Here is a 17,981-nt window from a genome sequence, read left to right as displayed (position 1 = left end):
GACTTTTTTGTCTATTTTTTAGTCAGTAAGGCAGGGAATTCAGTGAGGTGCAAGCAGATAGGTCCGGATCGTTCCTATGTGCCGCTGCTCTTTTTTTCTGTTGTGGGATCAGAGCAGTTGCATTGCGCGAGGGTGCGAATGTTTTGGAAACTATCGTCAATCTCCGGCAAGATTTCATCCAGCAGCGTAGTATGGCGAAAGACCTGCACCTCGATGTGTTCACTTGAGCCGGAAAGAGATTGTAAAATTCGGCTCATGCCAAAGGTGACATCGTCAGGGGCAAATAGGATCAATTTCAGCTTTTGATTGCGCGGCTCATAATGGCGCTCAAGTCGCCCAAAGATCGCATTGATATCCTCGAAAGTCATATCAGTTCCCGCGCTTTGAGAGAGATCAATCAGAACATTGATGTCCGTCGCTGCAAGACCCTGAAGCCGGTTTTCAAGGTCCCAATCTATCAGATCTTCGGGCGTGACATGCCCGTAAAGACAAGCAAATACGAGGCGTTTTTCTGGGAGTGAGAAAAATTTGGTTGGCATGCATAAGATCGACTGATTGGTGGAGTGTTTATTCGTTTATAAAATTCAAAGTGTTATCCTTATAGTATCAAAAGGAGATATGGTTTCAATTAAAACTTACAATCTTAAGTAGAAAAACTCCAAGTAATTCCCTCAATAAAAAAGCCCGCCCAAAGGGGCAGGCTTTAACAGATATGCCGTTTGGCAATTTAGTCGATTGCTTTGAAGTTCAAAGCCGCACCGTCTTTAATGCCAGAGAACCAACGGGAGGAGACTTTCTTGGTTTTTGTATAGAATTTGAACGCATCTGGGCCGTATTGATCCAGATCGCCAAACCCAGATTTCTTCCAGCCGCCAAAGGAATAGTAGGACAGCGGAACAGGGATTGGGAAGTTCACACCAACCATGCCCACGTTCACGCGATTTACAAAGTCACGCGCCACATCGCCGTCACCCGTGTAGATCGCGGTGCCGTTGCCGTATTCATTTTTCATGATCAACTGCAGCGCATCTTCGTAGTTGTCTTGGCGGACCATGGACAGAACCGGGCCAAAGATCTCTTCTTTGTAGATATCCATGTCAGGGGTCACGTCATCAAACAGTGTTGGGCCGACAAAATACCCGTCTTCATAACCCTGGATCGAAAGATCACGGCCATCAGTTAGAATTTTCGCGCCTTGTTCAACACCAGAGCTGATCAGACCTTCGATCCGGTCTTTCGCTTGCGCGGTGATCACTGGGCCAAAGTCGACATCATCGCCACCTGTGTAAGGTGCAACCTTGAGGGATTCGATTTTTGGTACGAGCTTATCAACCAGCTTGTCAGCGGTTTCTTTACCGACAGGCACGGCTACGGAAATCGCCATGCAGCGTTCGCCTGCTGCGCCAAAGCCAGCACCAACCAATGCGTCTGCGGCCTTATCGATATCTGCGTCTGGCATGATGATCATGTGGTTCTTGGCACCACCGAAACACTGTGCACGTTTACCGTTGGTTGCCGCGCGGCCGTAGATATACTGCGCAATCGGGGTAGAGCCCACAAAACCAACCGCTTGAATTGTCTCGTTGTCCAGGATCGCGTCGACGCATTCCTTATCGCCATGCACAACCTGCAAAACGCCATCTGGCAGGCCTGCTTCTTTGAAAAGCTCAGCCAGGCGCATGGCTGTGTTTGGTGTGCGCTCGGATGGCTTTAGGATGATGGCGTTACCGCAAGAAATTGCAGGTGACATCTTCCACAATGGGATCATGGCTGGGAAGTTAAACGGCGTGATGCCGGCAACAACACCCAGAGGCTGACGGATCGAATAAAGATCAATGCCAGCGCCCGCATCGCCAGTGAATTCACCCTTCATCATCGCAGGGGCGCCCATGCAGACCTCGACAACTTCCAGACCGCGCTGAATGTCGCCTTTGGCATCTGGGATGGTCTTGCCGTGTTCCTTGGACAGGATTTCCGCCAGCTCGTCCATATGTTCGTTGATCAGAGCGCCAAATTTCATGAAAACACGTGCGCGGCGCTGAGGGTTGACCTGCGCCCAGGCTTCCTGAGCAACTGCAGCTTTGGCCACAGCTGCGTCCAGCTCGTCTTTGGTGGCCAAAGGCACCTTGGTGATGATCTCACCGGTGGCTGGGTTACGCGCTTCTGCAAAGCGGCCAGAGGTGCCAGCGACCTGTTCGCCGTTAATCAAATGGGTGAGTTCTTGCATCAGGGGCTCCGTTACGTGCGCTGCTAGCGCGAATTTGAGTGCTGCTCTCAGTATATCCTTGCAAATCTTTCTGTAAAAGACGTAGAAATTCAAATCCATTTTGCAAAAATGCAAGAGTGAGGAATGCAGACGCATTGGGACGACATCAAAGTGTTTTTGGCCGTGGCGCGGGATGAAAGCCTGTCACGGGCGGGTAAGCGTCTGCGGATGGATCCGGCAACCGTAGGGCGGCGAATTGCGCGGCTTGAGGCGCAATACAATGTGCCCTTGTTTGTGAAATCACCCACAGGCTATGCATTGACGGATATGGGCGAGCGCCTGTGTCTTCATGCGGAGCGTGCAGAACAGAGCATGCAGATGGCGGATGAAGCTCTCAGCGGGCAAGAGGGTGGTCTGAGCGGGCAAATTCGCATCGGGGCTCCGGATGGGGCAGCAAACTATGTCTTGCCGCAGGTTTGTGCCGAGATTGCGCGTAAGAACCCGGATTTGCACATTCAAATCGTGGCGCTGCCGCGTTTGTTCAGCCTGTCAAAACGCGAAGCGGATTTTGCGGTGGCCGTCAGCCGGCCAGATACTGGGCGGTTGATGGTACAGAAGATCAGCGATTACAGCCTAAGCCTTGCCGCTGCGAAGGACTATCTGGCGCGCCATGCAGAGATCACAACGCTGGATGCGCTGCAGGATCATCGTATCGTTGGGTATATTTCGGATATGATCTACTCCAAGGAAGTCGACTACCTTGGCGAAATTGACATCGAAACGCCTCATCTGGCGTCAAACTCGGTTTCGGTGCAGGCAAATTGGATCAGACAGGGGGCAGGGATCGGTATCGTACATGACTTTTCACTGCCAGCATTGCCTGGTGTTGTGAAAGTCCTACCAGAACAATTTTCGCTGCAACGCTCCTTCTATTTGCTGCGTCATGAGGATGACAAACGTCTGGAGCGCCATAATCGCATCGCGGAAGCTCTTTCTGATGGCATGCGCCGTGAAGTTGCGCGTTTGGAGGCGCTAACCTAGCCCATACGCTTGACTTTTCCATTTATTGCGACGACGCTCAATAAAACGAAATATTAATGCGGAGATGAATGCCGATGTTGGTGCAGCAGATTCTGAAAGAAAAGGGCAATGCTGAGGTAGTCTCGGTGAAACCCGGGTCTCTTGTTCAGGATGCGGCTAAAATATTGGCGGATCGGCGTATTGGTACGGTGATTGTCTCAACTGATGGCACCACCGCGGAAGGCATTTTGTCAGAACGTGATATTGTGCGTGAAATTGGCAATCGTGGACCGGCCTGCATGAGCGATAAGGTCGATGATATGATGACCAGCAAGCTGATCACCTGCGGAATGAACGACGATGCCGTTGATATTCTTGCAAAAATGACTGAAGGCCGGTTTCGGCACATGCCGGTAGTGGAGGGCGACACTTTGGTGGGGCTCATCACACTGGGTGATGTTGTGAAAGCGCGCCTCTCAGAGCTTGCGATGGAAAAAGATGCCTTGGAAGGCATGATTATGGGCTATTGACGCCCCGTAGTACTTCGTATGCGACAGATGATCCCTTGCATTTTTAAACGCAATAATGTTGCGTGCCTGTAATCTAACCTAGGACCACTCCCTGGACGGAAAGCTGGAGAAATAGAATGCGCATCGGCCTTTATCCCGGAACTTTTGACCCGATTACATTGGGGCACATTGATATCATCCGTCGCGCCGCCGTACTGGTGGATCGACTGGTGATTGGCGTTGCAATCAATCGCGACAAAGGTCCGCTGTTCGACTTGGAAGAACGCGTCGCCATGATCGAGGCGGAATGCGAAGAACTGTCACAAGAGACAGGTGTCGAGATTGTTGCGCATCCTTTTGAGAACCTGCTGATTGATTGCGCCAAAGAAGTTGGTGCGCAGACCATTGTGCGTGGCCTGCGGGCTGTCACTGATTTTGAATATGAATATCAAATGGTTGGCATGAACCGTGCGTTGGATTCCTCGATTGAAACGGTGTTTCTGATGGCGGATCTGCAGCATCAGGCCATTGCCAGCAAGCTTGTGAAAGAGATCGCGCGCCTTGGCGGTGACGTTAGTAAATTTGTGACACCAGCGGTGAATGGCGCCCTAAAAGACCGCCTGGGCTAAATTCGCCTCAGCGGGCCTTGGATTTCCTACTCTGACCGTTATCTTTGAGCCAAACCCGTTCAGCGGGGCTTGGAACTAAGGGATGCGTGATGAGTGGTTTACTTGCTTTGTTGGATGATGTGGCTGGGATTGCCAAAATCGCGGCGACATCGATCGATGACGTGGCGGCGAATGCAGCCAAGGCGGGTGCCAAAGCCGCGGGCGCTGTGATTGACGATGCGGCAGTGACGCCGAAATACGTGCATGGCTTTGAAGCCAAGCGAGAATTGCCGATTATCTGGAAGATCGCCAAAGGGTCTTTCAAAAGCAAAATCTTGATCCTTCTGCCCATCGGGCTACTGCTGGCGAACTTTGCCCCTTGGCTCATCGCACCCTTGCTGATGCTGGGCGGGGCTTACCTTTGTTTTGAAGGGGCAGAGAAGATTTATCACCTGTTGGTGCCCCATGATGATCACCACGTCTTCCCCGAAGATGCGCCTGGTGATCCTGCGCATCTGGAAGAAGAGAAGGTCGCCGGGGCCATCAAGACGGATTTCATTCTGTCTGCGGAAATCATGACTATTTCTTTGGCTGCGATCCCAGAAAGCAATTTCTGGATGGAAGCGGTGACCTTGGCCATGGTTGGTATTGGGATCACCATAGCGGTCTACGGCTCTGTTGCTTTGATCGTGAAGGCGGACGACGTGGGCCTCTGGATGGCGCGCAACAGTTCCATTGGCGCAATCCGTGCCTTCGGGCGGGGGATTGTGAAAACTATGCCTAAGTTCATGACGCTGCTGACAATTGTTGGCACGGCGGCCATGTTATGGGTTGGTGGGTCGATCATTGTGCATGGGCTAGAGGAGCTTGGCATTGGCTGGCTGGGTCATCACATTCACGACTGGGCCTATGCGGCTGCTCACACTGTGCCAGAAACTTGGGAAGGTTTCGTTGAGTGGCTGAGCAAGGCGGCGATGGATGGCGTATTTGGATTGGCGCTTGGTTTTGTTCTTATTCCTGCTGCGTCAAAGGTGATTGCCCCGGTTTGGAAGGCGCTTTGGCCTAAGAAAGCCTAGGTGCTTGCGGATTAATGAGGCATGCCTCCGGCAGGGGTATTTGGGCAAGAAGAAGTGTATGAGGAATAGTTTACGTTCAAAAATCATTCGAGTTTGTGACGAGAAAATTGCCAAGAAGGGAGAGGCTGTTGGCCTGTCCTTTTATGCATTTTTTGCCAATAAGAATGACGATCCTGAAACGCTCTATGAGGCGGCAACTTGGTGGATAAAAATCCATGAATTGGATCATTTTGAGAAAGCCGTGAAGATCAAGGAAATGATCGAAAAAGGCGAATGAGCGATACATAATGAGCGACAAAGAAAAAGGGCGCTCCGATTGGGGCGCCCTTGATCTTAGTTATGTCGCGTAGCTTACAGCATCGCTTTGACTTTTTCGGCTACGTTTTCTGCAGTGATGCCGAATTTTTCAAAAAGCTGGCCAGCAGGTGCAGATGCACCAAAGCTGTCCATGCCCACAAAGTCTGCTTTGCCAAACTTGCCGCGCTCGCCCAAGAGCCACTGATCCCAACCTTGGCGAACGCCGGCTTCGATACCAACGCGCACAGGGCCCGCTGGCAGGACTTTGCGGCGGTAGCTTTCGTCTTGCTCAGCGAATAGCTCCATGCATGGCATGGAAACGACGCGTGTGCCGATGCCTTCAGCTTGCAGCAGGTCGCGTGCTTTCAGAGCAACTTCGACTTCAGAGCCAGTCGCGATCAGGATCGCTTGGCGTTTGCCTTCAGAATCTGCCAGCACGTAAGCGCCTTGCTCGGTCAGGTTCTTCAGCTTGTGCTCAGTCCGCACTGTTGGCAGGCCTTGACGGGTCAGGGCCATGACAGACGGTGTGGTCTTGGTTGTGACTGCGATTTCCCAAGCTTCCGCTGTTTCCACAGTATCCGCTGGGCGGAAGACGTAGGTGTTTGGTGTAGAGCGGGAGATCGCGACATGTTCCACAGGCTGGTGGGTTGGGCCGTCTTCGCCCACACCAATGGAATCGTGTGTCATGACAAATACAGTTGGCAGTTTCATCAAGGCCGCCAGACGCATCGCAGGGCGCGCGTAGTCAGTGAAGGCCATGAAGGTACCGCCGTAAGCGCGCATGCCGCCGTGCAGGTTCATACCGTTCATCGCAGAGGCCATACCGTGCTCACGGATGCCCCAGTAGATGTAACGACCCTTGCGGTTGTCGGTATCAAACATGCCAAGATCATCGGTCTTGGTGTTGTTGGAACCGGTGAGGTCAGCAGAGCCGCCCACGGTTTCAGGCATCACCGCGTTGATCACCTTCAGCGCCATTTCAGACGACTTACGGGTCGCAACTTTCGGCTGACCTTCGGAAACTTCTTTCTTCAGCGCTTTGATCGCTGCGGAGAGCTTCTTAGGTGCTTCTAGTGCGTAAGCGCGGTTGAACTTGGCTTGTTTCTGAGTGGAAGCCTCAGCGAAACGCGCTTCCCATGCTTCACGATCGGACGCGCCGCGTGCACCGATGGCTTCCCATTGTGCTTTCACGTCTGCAGGGATTTCGAAGGACCCAAAGTTCCAGCCCCAGGTGTCTTTGGCGGCTTTCAGCTGATCTGGATCGGTCAGTGCGCCGTGGCCTTTGGACGTATCCTGTGCCGCGTGACCCAAAGCAATGTGGGTCTTGCAAGCGATCATGGATGGCTTTTTGGTTTTCTTCGCAGCGGTGATCGCGGCGTCGATCTGTTCTGGATCGTGGCCGTCGATTTCCTGCACGTGCCAGCCGGAGGCTTTGAAACGCTGAACTTGGTTTGTCTTGTCAGACAGTTCAACAGTGCCATCGATGGTGATGTTGTTGTTGTCCCAGAAGACAATCAAGTTGCCCAGGTTGTGGCGACCGGCGATGCCGATCGCTTCTTGGGAAATACCTTCCATCAGGCAGCCGTCACCTGCGATCACATAGGTGTTGTGATCAACGATTTTTTTACCGTATTGCGCGCGCTGAATTTCTTCGGCGATGGCGAAACCCACAGAGTTTGCAATACCTTGGCCCAGAGGACCAGTGGTGGTCTCAACCGCATCCAGCAGGAAGTTTTCCGGGTGGCCCGCAGTCAATGCGCCCAGCTGACGGAAGTTTTTGATCTGCTCCAGAGTGACCTGCTTGTCGCCTGCCAAATAGAGCAGCGCGTAGATCAGCATAGAGCCATGGCCCGCAGACAGAATAAAGCGGTCACGGTCTGGCCATTGTGGGTTGGCTGCGTCAAATTTCAGGTGCTTTTCAAACAGCACCGTCGCCACGTCGGCCATGCCAATAGGCATGCCTGTGTGGCCGGAATTTGCAGCTGCTACGGCGTCAAGCGCGAGGGCACGGATGGCGGTGGCCTTCATCCAATGGTCAGGATTTTTGGCTTTCAATGCGGCGATGTCCACTTGGCAACGTCCTCTGATTTATATGTGCGTTAGCGCTCAATAGCAGGCCTGCGCATAAGTTCAAGGATTGGCTTGTCGGCAGGATTAAGCACAGCCCGCAAGTGGTTGAAATGAAAGGGGGCGCATTTTGCAAAGCCTTTGGGTAAACTCAGGGAAATAAGAGATTTGCTGCGATTCGGGCAGCAAGACGCGGGACGGATGAAAGGACAGCATGTATGGGTGATATTGCGGATCTAGAGAGTAGATTGTCCGCGGCGCTGGACCGGATTGCACAGGGTGTGGATCAACTGGGGGCGGATCAGTCCGACGCGGCTGTAGCTGATGTTGCTGATCAAAGCGAAACGGTGATTGAACAGGCTACGCGGATTGCTGAACTGGAAAATGAACTTGCGGCTGAACGCACGGCCAAAGCGGCTCTTGAAGCGCAGGTAGAGACCTTGACGGAAGAAGCGGCTGCGACGGCAAACACACCGGCACCTGTTGCTGCGCCAGTGAGCGGCGATGTGGATGCGCTGAACAAAGCGCATGCGGATGAATTGGAATATATGCGGTCGGTCTCTGCAGCAGAGCGAGAGGCCTGGAAAGGTTTGAACAGCCGTTTGGTGCGCATGCGTCGCACCAACCGTTTGATGCGCTACAACGCCGCGACCATGCGCAAAGCCGCGGAAGACAAAGTTGTGGATGCAGACGCCATCAATCAGTCTTTGCAGGCAGAACTTGAGGCCTTGCAAGCTGCACAAGAGGTGGAACGCGCCGAAACTGATGTGATCCTGAAAACCTTGCAGCCGCTGTTGGGGGATCCCGTCAATGACACTATGGACGCTGACTCAGAGGAGCTGCACTGATGCCTGAAGTTGATATCACAATCGGCGGCCGCACCTTCGAAGTGGCCTGCCAAGAAGGCGAACAGCATTTTCTGCAATCTGCCGCCAAGATGCTGGACGATGAGGCCCGGGTTCTGGCCAGCCAGATCGGGCGTATCCCAGAAGCGCGTATGCTTTTGATGGCGGGGTTGATGCTGGCGGATAAAACAGCAGGCATGGACGATAAAATGCGCGAGCTTGAGGCCAAAGTTGCTGAGCAAGCCGAAGAAATTGAAAGCCTGAAGAATACGCCACTCCCGATGCCTGAAAAGGTTGAAGTGCCGGTTGTTCCAAACTCTGTGACCGATGCGATGGCGGAACTCGCTGCGCGGGCAGAGGCCTTGGCGAGCGCTGTTGAAGAAAAGGCAGCCCAGTAGGGCGTTGCAAATAGATAAGCCGGGCTGAAGCCCGGCCTACATATCGATCTTGCGTAGGCCGGGCTTCAGCCCGGCTTTATTTTATCAAGCGTTGGCTTCGCGAATTTTGTTCGCCATGTCTTTGTCATAAGTGATGCCATTGTCGTCAAACAATGTGTCGAGCTCACCAGAGAGCGTCATTTCAGTGACGATGTCACAGCCGCCAATGAACTCGCCTTTGACGTAAAGCTGCGGAATGGTCGGCCAGTCGGAAAATTCCTTAATGCCCTGGCGCACTTCTTCGTCTGCCAGCACGTTGATGTCAGCGAAGTCCAGGCCGATGTAGTTGAACACGCCAGCCACGCGGGAAGAGAACCCGCACTGCGGCATTTCCTTGGTGCCCTTCATGAAAAGCACCACATCATTGGCTTTGATGGTTTCGTCGATCCGGTCTTTTACGTCGGTCATCGTTGAGTTTCCTTTACTCGGGCGCTTTGGTTGTTAGGGCCAAAGCATGCAATTCGCCGCTATCGATAGCGGCTTTCACGGTGGCATTCACCGCGCGTTGTTGTTGGATACGTGACATGCCCGCAAAGCTGGCATCAATCACTTCGGCCGCAAAATGCTGGCCGTCATTGCCCATGACGGTGATTTCTGCGTCAGGAAAGCCTGCGCGGATCATTGTTTCGATGTCAGAGGCGAGAATGGCCATGAATGCTCCTATTGGTCGTTGAGCTTAATCTAGGATGCAGCATTGGGGGCTGCAAGCGCCATTCAGCCTCTAGACCGAGACAAATGGTGCCAAAGAATGGAAGTAGTCAGGCACTTGGCCCAAGGCCTCTTGGACCTCTGGGTCTTCGAAATCATAAACGGAGGTTGGGTTTTCCGGGCAAAGCGCGGCGATGAGGGCTTGGCCTTCTGCCCTGGCGCTTTCTGGAATGGAGAGCTGTTGCGCTTCTTTAAGCAACAACAATGCCTCGTGAATGGGGCGGACCACGCGTAGTGCGTAGGTCATATGAGTCAGAAGGTCCGGATCATCACGCCAAGTTTCTCCGTCAAACAGCTCTTGGGTGACCCGCTGACCTGCGCCCGCGCAGGAATAGGCCACGCAGCCTGAAAAGCCGCTTTTGGCCAGCTTGGCGTGGATGGTGCAGTCAAAACAGGATTTTGACAGGTTCGGGCAAGGGGAGTCGACCTCTTTGAGAAGCGCAAAATCTTCGTCTTCATCAAATGGATATGCCGCGCAACAGAGCGCGGCACATTTTGTGCAATCAGCGGTAAGATCGGGGAAAGGGGTGATTTCCCCCGACATGATTACGCCACCGCTGCGGCAAAGCTGCCGCGGAAGATCTCTGCCAAATCAGCCAGTGGTGCTTCAGAGCTGCCAAATTTCACAGTGTCACCTGCGAATTTACCAACGGTCTGGATGGTTACGCCCGCTTTTCCAGCTTCCAGCATCAGGGCTTCGGCTTGATCAAAGTTGCACGCCACCAGATAACGCGCTTGGTCTTCGCCAAAGAGCTCTGGTGTTGCGTCGCTATCGAGGTGCACGCCAACGCCAGCCTCTTCAGCCAGTTCAAACGCAGCAAGCGCAAGGCCGCCGTCTGCCAGATCGGTGCAGACTTTGATCAGATCGCGGTTGGCCCGAATGAATTCGCCGTTTTTCTTTTCTTCAGCCAGATCTATCGCAGGCGCGTCGCCTTCTTCTCGGTTGAAAACTTCTGCCAACAGAGCGGATTGACCAAGGTGTTCACCTGTTGCGCCGATCAACAGTGCGACGTGGCCTTCGCGCACTTCGCCTTCGATCGCATCTTCATCAGCTGCAACCAGACCGACCGCGCCGATGGTTGGGGTTGGCAGGATGCCTTTGCCGTCGGTTTCGTTGTAAAGCGAGACGTTGCCGGAAACGATTGGCATATCAAGTGCTGCAACTGCTTCGCCAATGCCTTTGATCGCGCCCACGAATTGGCCCATGATTTCAGGCTTCTCTGGGTTGCCGAAGTTCAGGTTGTCGGTGGTCGCCAATGGCAGGGCACCGACAGCCGTCAGATTGCGGTAAGCTTCTGCGACGGCCTGTTTGCCGCCTTCAACCGGGTTCGCTTTCACGTAGCGCGGTGTCACGTCGGATGTGAACGCCAGTTTTTTGTCGGTGCCATGCACACGCAGCAGGCCAGAGCCTTTGCCTGGACCACGCGCGGTGTCGGCCATGACCATAGAGTCATATTGGTCATAGACCCACTGTTTGCCCGCGTAGTTTGGCGAGGAAATCAGCGCCTTCAGACCATCGATCGGATCGACCTGTGGCACATCTGCCAGCGGCTCTGCTGCCGGTGTTTCGACCCACGGGCGGTCATATTCTGGTGCAGTCGAAGAGAGTTTGGACAGTGGCAGGTCGGCTTTGACTTCGCCATTGTGCAGGATCAAGAACCGGTCTTCGGCCATGGTTTCGCCGACGATGGCAAAGTCCAGATCCCATTTGATAAAGACTGCGCGCGCTTCTTCTTCGAGTTCTGGATTTAGAACCATCAGCATGCGTTCCTGAGATTCAGACAGCATCATTTCATAAGCTGTCATATTCTCTTCGCGCTGTGGTACGTCTTCGAGGTTGAGCTTCACGCCCAGACCACCTTTGTCGCCCATTTCAACGGCGGAACAAGTAAGACCGGCTGCACCCATGTCTTGAATAGAAATTACAGCGCCGGTCTGCATCAGCTCAAGCGTGGCTTCCATCAGGCGTTTTTCGGTGAACGGGTCGCCGACCTGAACAGTTGGACGCTTTTCTTCGATCGTGTCGTCAAATTCTGCCGACGCCATAGTCGCGCCGCCTACACCGTCGCGGCCTGTTTTTGCGCCGAGGTACACAACCGGCATGCCCACACCGGACGCCGCCGAATAGAAGATGCTGTCAGTTTTCGCCAGACCCGCCGCGAAGGCGTTCACAAGGCAGTTGCCATTGTAAGCCGGGTGAAAGCGCACTTCGCCGCCTACGGTTGGAACACCAAAGCAGTTGCCGTAGCCGCCAACGCCTTCAACCACACCGTTGACCAGTTGTTTAGTCTTAGGGTGGGAGGTTTCGCCGAAGCTCAAAGAGTTCATCGCCGCAATCGGACGCGCACCCATGGTGAAAACGTCCCGCAAAATGCCACCAACGCCGGTTGCTGCACCTTGGTAGGGTTCGATGTAGGACGGGTGGTTATGGCTTTCCATTTTGAAAACAACTGCGTCGCCGTCACCAATGTCGATGATGCCCGCGTTTTCGCCCGGACCACAAATGACTTGAGGGCCATCGGTTGGCAGGGTGCGCAGCCATTTTTTGGAGGACTTATAGGAACAGTGCTCGTTCCACATTGCAGAGAAAATACCCATCTCGGTGAAAGTCGGGTCGCGACCCAGAATATTAATCACCTCAGCGTATTCTTCTGGTGTGAAACCATGGCTCGCGATGACGTCTTCGGTGATGGCCGGATCTTGCATATGTGTCCCCTGACTTTGCAATGCGGTGGCATGTGGGATGATGTTGCGCGCTCTTTACGACAAGGATTGCAAAAGGGGAAGGGGGCGCTTGGTCCAAAGGCGCGCCAAATGCCAAGAGCTGCGGTTTTTAGGTTAAATATGTCGTTAAGGCTGGGCAGCTTTGCGTTGCTCAAGCGTCAGAACACTTGGGTCTGTGGTCGGAGCGCCATCAGGGGCAAAGAAAGGTGCCTTATACTCGCGGCCTGTGATCCTGACAGATGCCGCACGGGCAAGTAAAGACAGAATGCCCGGCAGGACCGCCTTGTCCTTGAGGCCGCGATCTGTGTCCTTGGTGAAAACCATCGTTTTCACAGGGCCAAAATCCGGATGATCGTTTGGAAGCGACATCCCGCAAAACGGCAGGCCCGCCTTAGCAATGGTCGTTGCGACGGGTGTGTTGCAGCAGCTTGTGTACCACCGCAGGATGCCTTTTGGGCTTAGTCTAAGCGCGGTCAGGTTATCACCCCCTTTGGTGAATGCCACATTCCCCGGATAGGTCTGAAAAATTCGCACGCCGTCATCTTCGATATGGCGACTCGCGCGGCCCAGATGGTTGGCGAAGCTTCGGCAATCCATGCAATGACATTTCAAATGCCGCCCCTCTGCTTGGCTTTTGATGGTCCAATGGGTCGCGCCACAGGCACAGGTAAGATCAGAAGGGGATTTGGTCATAAGGAGCTGTCTCGCGTGAATATTAGGCAGCTTATGGATACGCGGAAGCCCTGACAATTCCTGACATGAGGTCAGGTGCTGAAATGCTGGGCGATTTACGCTTTTGTGGGGCGGATCGTTGCGCAAAAAAAAGGCCGAGCAATAAGCTCGGCCGAAGTCCAACAGGGAGGTATGAAGATGATGCGCCAAAGTGCAATCATCGTCTTCGAGAGCTGAAATAGTGTGCAGTATGCGAACGAGCAAGATGTGTTGCGTCAAACCCGCTATGCACTATTTGCATGGCTGGTCTCAGGCTGACAATTCCCGCAGGTGTTTGCGGTAATCTTTGATCTCGTCCTGAACAAAGTCCCTGAAGGCTTGGATGCGTTTGGAGTGGCGCAGCTCCTCGGGGTAGGCGAGGTAAACCGGCACATCTTCGCTATCCACATCGGGTAGGACACGCACCAACTCTGGGTGCTCCTCGACCACATAGTCCGGCAGAACGCCGATACCGAGGTCATGCAGGACTGTTTGCAAAACACCGAAGTAGTTGTTCACCATCAGACGCGATGGGATTTCATTTGCCAGCAAGGACTGAGTCAGTGACGAGCTTGCCCCAACCTGAAGAGATTCTGTGCGCTGATAGATCAAACGGTGGTTTGTGAGATCTTCGATGGTTTCAGGCGTGCCATGTTTATCAAGATAGGCCTGCGTGGCGAACAGTCGAATACGCACACTCATCATGCGTTTGCGGATCAGATCAGCCTGGCTGGGTTCCTTCATGCGAATTGCGGCATCGGCCTCGCGCATGGGCAGGTCGAGCACTTTTTCCTCAAGCATGAGGTCGATATTCAGATCTGGGTGCAGCTCGTAAAGCTTGTGCAGGCGCGGGGCCAGCCAAAGCGTGCCAAAGCCAAGCGTCGTGGTGACACGTAGTTCGCCAAAGACTTCTTCTTCGCTGTCGCGAATCCGGGCGGCGGCCGCGTCCAGGCGTTTGGACATCGAGCGCGTCGCCTCAAACAGCAATTCGCCTTGTTCAGTGAGAATCAACCCACGGGCATGACGGTGGAAAAGTGTTGTATTTAAGCTTTCTTCAAGCGCACGAACTTGCCTCGAAACTGCGGATTGAGACAAATGTAGGGTGTCCCCAGCATGAGTCAGGCTGCCTGCATCGGCAACAGCGTGAAAGATTCTTAGCTTATCCCAGTCCATATCCGCAACTTTCTAAAACCTCGCTAACCCATAATATAATTAGCAAAAAAACGGAATATGTGACGCGAGGTTTCTTTTTAACTGTCACAAATTTCCCTTGGGTAGGTCAGAAATTATGACCTAATATTGCGCTATACTTAAATGACCATCGAGCGATGAGGGGAGAAGCCAGATGAGCATCCAAAAGGTCTCGTTGAGCGACAAGTTTGACTTGTCTAAGAAGCAAATTCTATTGAACGGAACACAGGCGCTGGTGCGGCTGATGTTGACGCAGAAGGCACGAGATGAAGCCGCGGGGCTGGACACCGCGGGCTTTGTGTCAGGCTATCGTGGATCACCGCTTGGCGCGGTGGACAGCGTTATGACACGGGCGAAAAAGCATCTTGAGCCAGCCAATGTTACATTCCAATCAGGATTGAACGAAGACCTCGCGGCGACCGCATTATGGGGCACGCAACAGGCTGAGATGCGCGGCGAGGGCAAATACGACGGCGTCTTTGGTCTTTGGTACGGCAAGGGGCCGGGCGTGGATCGCTCTGGGGACGTAATGCGTCACGCTAATATGGCGGGCACTTCCAAAAACGGCGGCGTTCTGATGGCGCTGGGGGATGACCACACTGGTGAAAGCTCCACTGTGTTGCACCAATCTGAATGGGCGCTGGTGGATGCTTATATGCCGGTTGTGTCACCGGCGGGTGTGCAGGAAATTCTCGACTACGGCATCTATGGCCTGGCGCTGTCGCGTTTTGCAGGCGTTTGGGTTGGCCTGAAGACCATGAAAGATACAATCGAGGCGACCGCTGTTGTAGATGGGTCGATTGATCGCATGAACCTGGTGATCCCAGAGTTTGACATGCCGGAAGGTGGATTGAATATCCGCACGCCTGACACACCGCATGCGCAGGAAACGCGCATGATCGACTATAAGCGTTTCGCGGCAGAGGCATTTTCGCACGCCAACAAAATGGACAAACGCATGTGGGGTAAACCCGGTGCAAAGATCGGTTTTGCCGCGGCGGGTAAGAACTGGCTGGATCTGACACATGCGATGAACCTGTTAGGCATTGATGAGGCTGAGGCAGAGCGTCTTGGCATCACCACCTATAAAATCGGTCAGACCTTCCCTCTGGATATGAAAGGCTTTCATGATTGGGCCGAAGGGCTTGATCTGATTGTGATCGTTGAAGAAAAGCGCAAACTGATCGAAGTTCAGGTGAAAGAAGCGATCTTTGATGATCGTCAGGGTCGCCGCATCTACGGGTGGTATAAGGGCGGCGCTGGTCTGATGGGCCGCGAAGAGCTTTTCCCAACGCGTGGCGCACTTGATCCGATCATGATCGCACAGAAAATCGGTGGCATTCTGATTGAAGAAGGCCGCGGCACAGATTCCGTGAAGGCGGGACTTGATAAACTCGACGCTGCACAGCGTGCAGACAACGCCGAAGATCTGGCAACGCGTGTGCCGCATTATTGCTCTGGCTGTCCGCACAATACCTCGACCAAAGTGCCGGAAGGCTCTCGCGCCGGGGCAGGGATCGGCTGCCACTATATGGTGCAGTGGATGGAGCGAAACTCCGAAGGCTTCACCCATATGGGTGCGGAAGGCGTAAATTGGGTAGGCGAAGCGCCGTTTTCCAAGCGCGAGCACCTGTTCCAGAACTTGGGCGATGGCACCTATACACACTCAGGATCCTTGGCGATCCGCGCGGCGTTGGCGGCGGGCACCAATATCACCTATAAAATCCTCTACAACGACGCCGTCGCGATGACCGGCGGTCAGCCTCTGGATGGCGGATTGAAAGCAGAGCAAATCGCACGCGAATTGCAGGCGATGGGTGTTGAAAAGATCGCTCTGGTTTATGATCAAAAAGAAGACATTGATCTAAGCAAATTTCCCTCAGGTCTGATGGTGCGTGAACGTAAAGAATTCATGCCAGTTCAAGAAAAGATGCGTGAAATCAAAGGTGTGTCTGCCATCATTTACGTGCAGACCTGTGCCAATGAAAAACGCCGCCGCCGCAAACGCGGGGCGTTCCCCGATCCAGATCGTCGCGTGTTTATCAATACTGACGTTTGCGAAGGCTGTGGCGATTGTGGGGTGCAATCCAACTGTGTGTCGATTGTTCCAAAGGACACCGAGCTGGGGCGTAAACGGGCGATTGACCAATCCAGCTGTAACAAAGACTTCAGCTGTCTGGATGGTTTTTGCCCGTCCTTCGTAACCGTTAAGGGAGGCAAAATCCGCAAGCAAGCAGCGGCGGAATTTGACATGCCAGATCTGCCAATGCCTGAGATCGCACCGATCGAAAGCACCCATAACGTGGTTATGACCGGTGTTGGTGGGACAGGGATTGTGACCATTGGCGCGGTTCTCGCACAGGCGGCGCAAATCGACGGCAAAGCCGCTGGCATGATGGAAATGGCGGGCCTCGCCCAAAAGGGTGGCGCGGTGCATATCCACTGTCGGTTGGCGGAAACACCGGATGTGATTTCGGCGATCCGCGTGGCGACTGGTGAATGTGACACGCTGATTGGTGGCGATTTGGTGGTTTCTGCTGGCGCAAAGACCTTGGGTCTGACCTCCGCTGGTCGCACGGGGGCCGTGGTCAACAGTCACGAGATTATCACTGGCGAATTTACCCGCAACACAGAGTTCAAAATTCCGGGTGACCGGCTGGAGCTGCAACTCGAAGCGCGCCTCAAGGACGAGCTGATGTTGTTTGATGCCTCTGAACTGGCGCGGGTCATGATGGGTGATAGCATCTATTCTAACATGATGATCTTTGGCGCGTCCTGGCAGTTGGGGCAAATCCCACTAAGCAAAGACGCGATTTTCCAAGCGATTGAGCTGAATGGTGCTAAAGTGGCTGAAAACCAGCGTGCCTTTGAACTTGGTCGCTGGTCTGCGGTCTACCCTGAAGAGGCAGAGCGCATGATGGAGCCGAATGTGGTGCCATTGCCTAAGACTTTGGATGATAAGATTGCTTTCCGTGTCGAGCAATTGGTGAAGTACCAAGATCAGAAGCTTGCGGACAAATATCTGGCTCGTTTGGATGGGATCGCTGATCCGCGCCTTAAAGAGGCTGTGGCCAAGGGTTACCACAAGTTGCTTGCCTATAAAGACGAGTATGAAGTGGCGCGTATGCATCTGGAAACACGTGCAAAAGCTGAGGCGCAGTTTGAGGGTGACTTTGAAATGTCTTTCCATCTCGCGCCGCCCATGATCTCGAAAATGGGTCCAAATGGGCGTCCTGAAAAGCGCGAGTTTGGTCAAGGCATGCTGCGGTGGTTCAAACTGCTTTCCAAGATGAAAGGCCTGCGGGGCACCGCGTTTGACATCTTTGGTCGGACGGCAGAGCGCAAAATGGAGCGCGCTTTGATTGCACAATACGAGCAAGACATGGATGCGATCCTAGCAAAGCAAGGTGAGCAGGCCCATGAGGCGGCGATTGCCTTGGCGGAACTGCCATTGCAGATCAAAGGCTACGGTCCTGTGAAGGAAGCCAATGAAGCCAAAGCGGCCAAACGTCGTGAAGAGCTGCTGGCGGCTTTGCGTGACACAAGTCCAGTGGCGCAGGCCGCGGAATAAGCAACCGAATA

17 protein-coding genes are annotated in these 17,981 nt (G+C 53.7%); 8 read left to right on the top strand and 9 right to left on the bottom strand.

Annotated elements, in window-relative coordinates; genetic code table 11:
* Positions 1–74 precede the first annotated feature (74 nt).
* Both JXQ85_RS06395 and JXQ85_RS06390 read right to left on the bottom strand, forming a co-directional pair.
* On the bottom strand, positions 75–539 hold the full coding sequence (locus JXQ85_RS06395) for a hypothetical protein (RefSeq protein WP_421748052.1): 465 nt from the start codon (positions 537–539) through the stop codon (positions 75–77).
* Positions 540–727: 188 nt separating this feature from the next.
* Positions 728–2,227 (bottom strand): CoA-acylating methylmalonate-semialdehyde dehydrogenase, encoded by a 1,500-nt coding sequence (locus JXQ85_RS06390; protein ID WP_421748051.1) that lies wholly within the window; start codon positions 2,225–2,227, stop codon positions 728–730.
* 123 nt (positions 2,228–2,350) lie between these two features.
* Here JXQ85_RS06390 and JXQ85_RS06385 point away from each other — a divergent pair, with 123 nt between their 5' ends.
* The 5 genes from JXQ85_RS06385 to JXQ85_RS06365 all read left to right on the top strand — a co-directional run bounded on the left by JXQ85_RS06385 (position 2,351) and on the right by JXQ85_RS06365 (position 5,696).
* Entirely contained in the window at positions 2,351–3,247 is an 897-nt protein-coding gene (locus tag JXQ85_RS06385) for a LysR family transcriptional regulator (protein WP_421748050.1), read from the top strand.
* 74 nt (positions 3,248–3,321) lie between these two features.
* Entirely contained in the window at positions 3,322–3,756 is a 435-nt protein-coding gene (locus JXQ85_RS06380; RefSeq protein WP_421748049.1) for a CBS domain-containing protein, read from the top strand.
* Between the two features lie 116 nt (positions 3,757–3,872).
* A complete protein-coding gene (coaD, locus tag JXQ85_RS06375; RefSeq protein WP_421748048.1) occupies positions 3,873–4,364 on the top strand; it encodes a pantetheine-phosphate adenylyltransferase in 492 nt (163 codons plus the stop codon).
* Positions 4,365–4,453: 89 nt separating this feature from the next.
* The gene (locus JXQ85_RS06370) at positions 4,454–5,419 is read left to right on the top strand and encodes a DUF808 domain-containing protein (RefSeq protein WP_421748047.1); all 966 of its coding nucleotides are present in this window, start codon (positions 4,454–4,456) and stop codon (positions 5,417–5,419) included.
* 58 nt (positions 5,420–5,477) lie between these two features.
* The gene (locus JXQ85_RS06365; RefSeq protein WP_421748046.1) at positions 5,478–5,696 is read left to right on the top strand and encodes a DUF6500 family protein; all 219 of its coding nucleotides are present in this window, start codon (positions 5,478–5,480) and stop codon (positions 5,694–5,696) included.
* 74 nt (positions 5,697–5,770) lie between these two features.
* Here the strand turns inward: JXQ85_RS06365 and tkt are convergent, their stop codons facing one another.
* Complete coding sequence (gene tkt, locus JXQ85_RS06360) at positions 5,771–7,744, bottom strand: transketolase (RefSeq protein ID WP_421749035.1); 1,974 nt, start codon at positions 7,742–7,744, stop codon at positions 5,771–5,773.
* A gap of 257 nt (positions 7,745–8,001) precedes the next feature.
* Here tkt and JXQ85_RS06355 point away from each other — a divergent pair, with 257 nt between their 5' ends.
* Entirely contained in the window at positions 8,002–8,631 is a 630-nt protein-coding gene (locus JXQ85_RS06355; protein WP_421748045.1) for a hypothetical protein, read from the top strand.
* Positions 8,631–9,026 (top strand): cell division protein ZapA, encoded by a 396-nt coding sequence (locus tag JXQ85_RS06350; RefSeq protein ID WP_421748044.1) that lies wholly within the window; start codon positions 8,631–8,633, stop codon positions 9,024–9,026. The genes JXQ85_RS06355 and JXQ85_RS06350 overlap by 1 nt, the downstream gene beginning before the upstream one ends.
* Before the next feature lie 84 nt (positions 9,027–9,110).
* Here JXQ85_RS06350 and grxD read toward each other — a convergent pair whose 3' ends face one another.
* The 6 genes from grxD to JXQ85_RS06320 all read right to left on the bottom strand — a co-directional run bounded on the left by grxD (position 9,111) and on the right by JXQ85_RS06320 (position 14,381).
* Positions 9,111–9,473, bottom strand: a complete 363-nt coding sequence (gene grxD / locus JXQ85_RS06345; protein ID WP_421748043.1) for a Grx4 family monothiol glutaredoxin — start codon at positions 9,471–9,473, stop codon at positions 9,111–9,113.
* A 13-nt stretch (positions 9,474–9,486) separates the two neighbouring features.
* Complete coding sequence (locus tag JXQ85_RS06340; RefSeq protein WP_421748042.1) at positions 9,487–9,717, bottom strand: BolA family protein; 231 nt, start codon at positions 9,715–9,717, stop codon at positions 9,487–9,489.
* Between the two features lie 69 nt (positions 9,718–9,786).
* Positions 9,787–10,317 (bottom strand): hypothetical protein, encoded by a 531-nt coding sequence (locus JXQ85_RS06335; protein ID WP_421748041.1) that lies wholly within the window; start codon positions 10,315–10,317, stop codon positions 9,787–9,789.
* A gap of 2 nt (positions 10,318–10,319) precedes the next feature.
* On the bottom strand, positions 10,320–12,479 hold the full coding sequence (gene purL / locus JXQ85_RS06330) for a phosphoribosylformylglycinamidine synthase subunit PurL (protein WP_421748040.1): 2,160 nt from the start codon (positions 12,477–12,479) through the stop codon (positions 10,320–10,322).
* A gap of 144 nt (positions 12,480–12,623) precedes the next feature.
* A complete protein-coding gene (locus tag JXQ85_RS06325) occupies positions 12,624–13,190 on the bottom strand; it encodes a DUF6151 family protein (RefSeq protein ID WP_421748039.1) in 567 nt (188 codons plus the stop codon).
* A 288-nt stretch (positions 13,191–13,478) separates the two neighbouring features.
* Positions 13,479–14,381, bottom strand: coding sequence for a LysR family transcriptional regulator (locus JXQ85_RS06320; RefSeq protein WP_421748038.1), 903 nt, complete (start codon positions 14,379–14,381; stop codon positions 13,479–13,481).
* Between the two features lie 172 nt (positions 14,382–14,553).
* On the opposite strand from JXQ85_RS06320, the gene JXQ85_RS06315 reads away from it, so the two are divergent.
* The gene (locus tag JXQ85_RS06315) at positions 14,554–17,970 is read left to right on the top strand and encodes an indolepyruvate ferredoxin oxidoreductase family protein (protein ID WP_421748037.1); all 3,417 of its coding nucleotides are present in this window, start codon (positions 14,554–14,556) and stop codon (positions 17,968–17,970) included.
* Positions 17,971–17,981: the final 11 nt, after the last annotated feature.

Source organism: Cognatishimia sp. (assembly GCF_049116455.1).
Classification (GTDB): Bacteria; Pseudomonadota; Alphaproteobacteria; order Rhodobacterales; family Rhodobacteraceae; genus Cognatishimia.
This window is presented reverse-complemented; position numbering and strand designations above follow the sequence as displayed.

What these genes read in the sequence shown, in the direction of transcription:
- JXQ85_RS06395 (WP_421748052.1), bottom strand. Translation starts at nt 539, where the DNA reads ATGCCAACCAAATTTTTCTCACTCCCAGAAAAACGCCTCGTATTTGCT.
- JXQ85_RS06390 (WP_421748051.1), bottom strand. Translation starts at nt 2,227, where the DNA reads ATGCAAGAACTCACCCATTTGATTAACGGCGAACAGGTCGCTGGCACC.
- JXQ85_RS06385 (WP_421748050.1), top strand. Translation starts at nt 2,351, where the DNA reads ATGCAGACGCATTGGGACGACATCAAAGTGTTTTTGGCCGTGGCGCGG.
- JXQ85_RS06380 (WP_421748049.1), top strand. Translation starts at nt 3,322, where the DNA reads ATGTTGGTGCAGCAGATTCTGAAAGAAAAGGGCAATGCTGAGGTAGTC.
- coaD (WP_421748048.1), top strand. Translation starts at nt 3,873, where the DNA reads ATGCGCATCGGCCTTTATCCCGGAACTTTTGACCCGATTACATTGGGG.
- JXQ85_RS06370 (WP_421748047.1), top strand. Translation starts at nt 4,454, where the DNA reads ATGAGTGGTTTACTTGCTTTGTTGGATGATGTGGCTGGGATTGCCAAA.
- JXQ85_RS06365 (WP_421748046.1), top strand. Translation starts at nt 5,478, where the DNA reads ATGAGGAATAGTTTACGTTCAAAAATCATTCGAGTTTGTGACGAGAAA.
- tkt (WP_421749035.1), bottom strand. Translation starts at nt 7,744, where the DNA reads ATGAAGGCCACCGCCATCCGTGCCCTCGCGCTTGACGCCGTAGCAGCT.
- JXQ85_RS06355 (WP_421748045.1), top strand. Translation starts at nt 8,002, where the DNA reads ATGGGTGATATTGCGGATCTAGAGAGTAGATTGTCCGCGGCGCTGGAC.
- JXQ85_RS06350 (WP_421748044.1), top strand. Translation starts at nt 8,631, where the DNA reads ATGCCTGAAGTTGATATCACAATCGGCGGCCGCACCTTCGAAGTGGCC.
- grxD (WP_421748043.1), bottom strand. Translation starts at nt 9,473, where the DNA reads ATGACCGACGTAAAAGACCGGATCGACGAAACCATCAAAGCCAATGAT.
- JXQ85_RS06340 (WP_421748042.1), bottom strand. Translation starts at nt 9,717, where the DNA reads ATGGCCATTCTCGCCTCTGACATCGAAACAATGATCCGCGCAGGCTTT.
- JXQ85_RS06335 (WP_421748041.1), bottom strand. Translation starts at nt 10,317, where the DNA reads ATGTCGGGGGAAATCACCCCTTTCCCCGATCTTACCGCTGATTGCACA.
- purL (WP_421748040.1), bottom strand. Translation starts at nt 12,479, where the DNA reads ATGCAAGATCCGGCCATCACCGAAGACGTCATCGCGAGCCATGGTTTC.
- JXQ85_RS06325 (WP_421748039.1), bottom strand. Translation starts at nt 13,190, where the DNA reads ATGACCAAATCCCCTTCTGATCTTACCTGTGCCTGTGGCGCGACCCAT.
- JXQ85_RS06320 (WP_421748038.1), bottom strand. Translation starts at nt 14,381, where the DNA reads ATGGACTGGGATAAGCTAAGAATCTTTCACGCTGTTGCCGATGCAGGC.
- JXQ85_RS06315 (WP_421748037.1), top strand. Translation starts at nt 14,554, where the DNA reads ATGAGCATCCAAAAGGTCTCGTTGAGCGACAAGTTTGACTTGTCTAAG.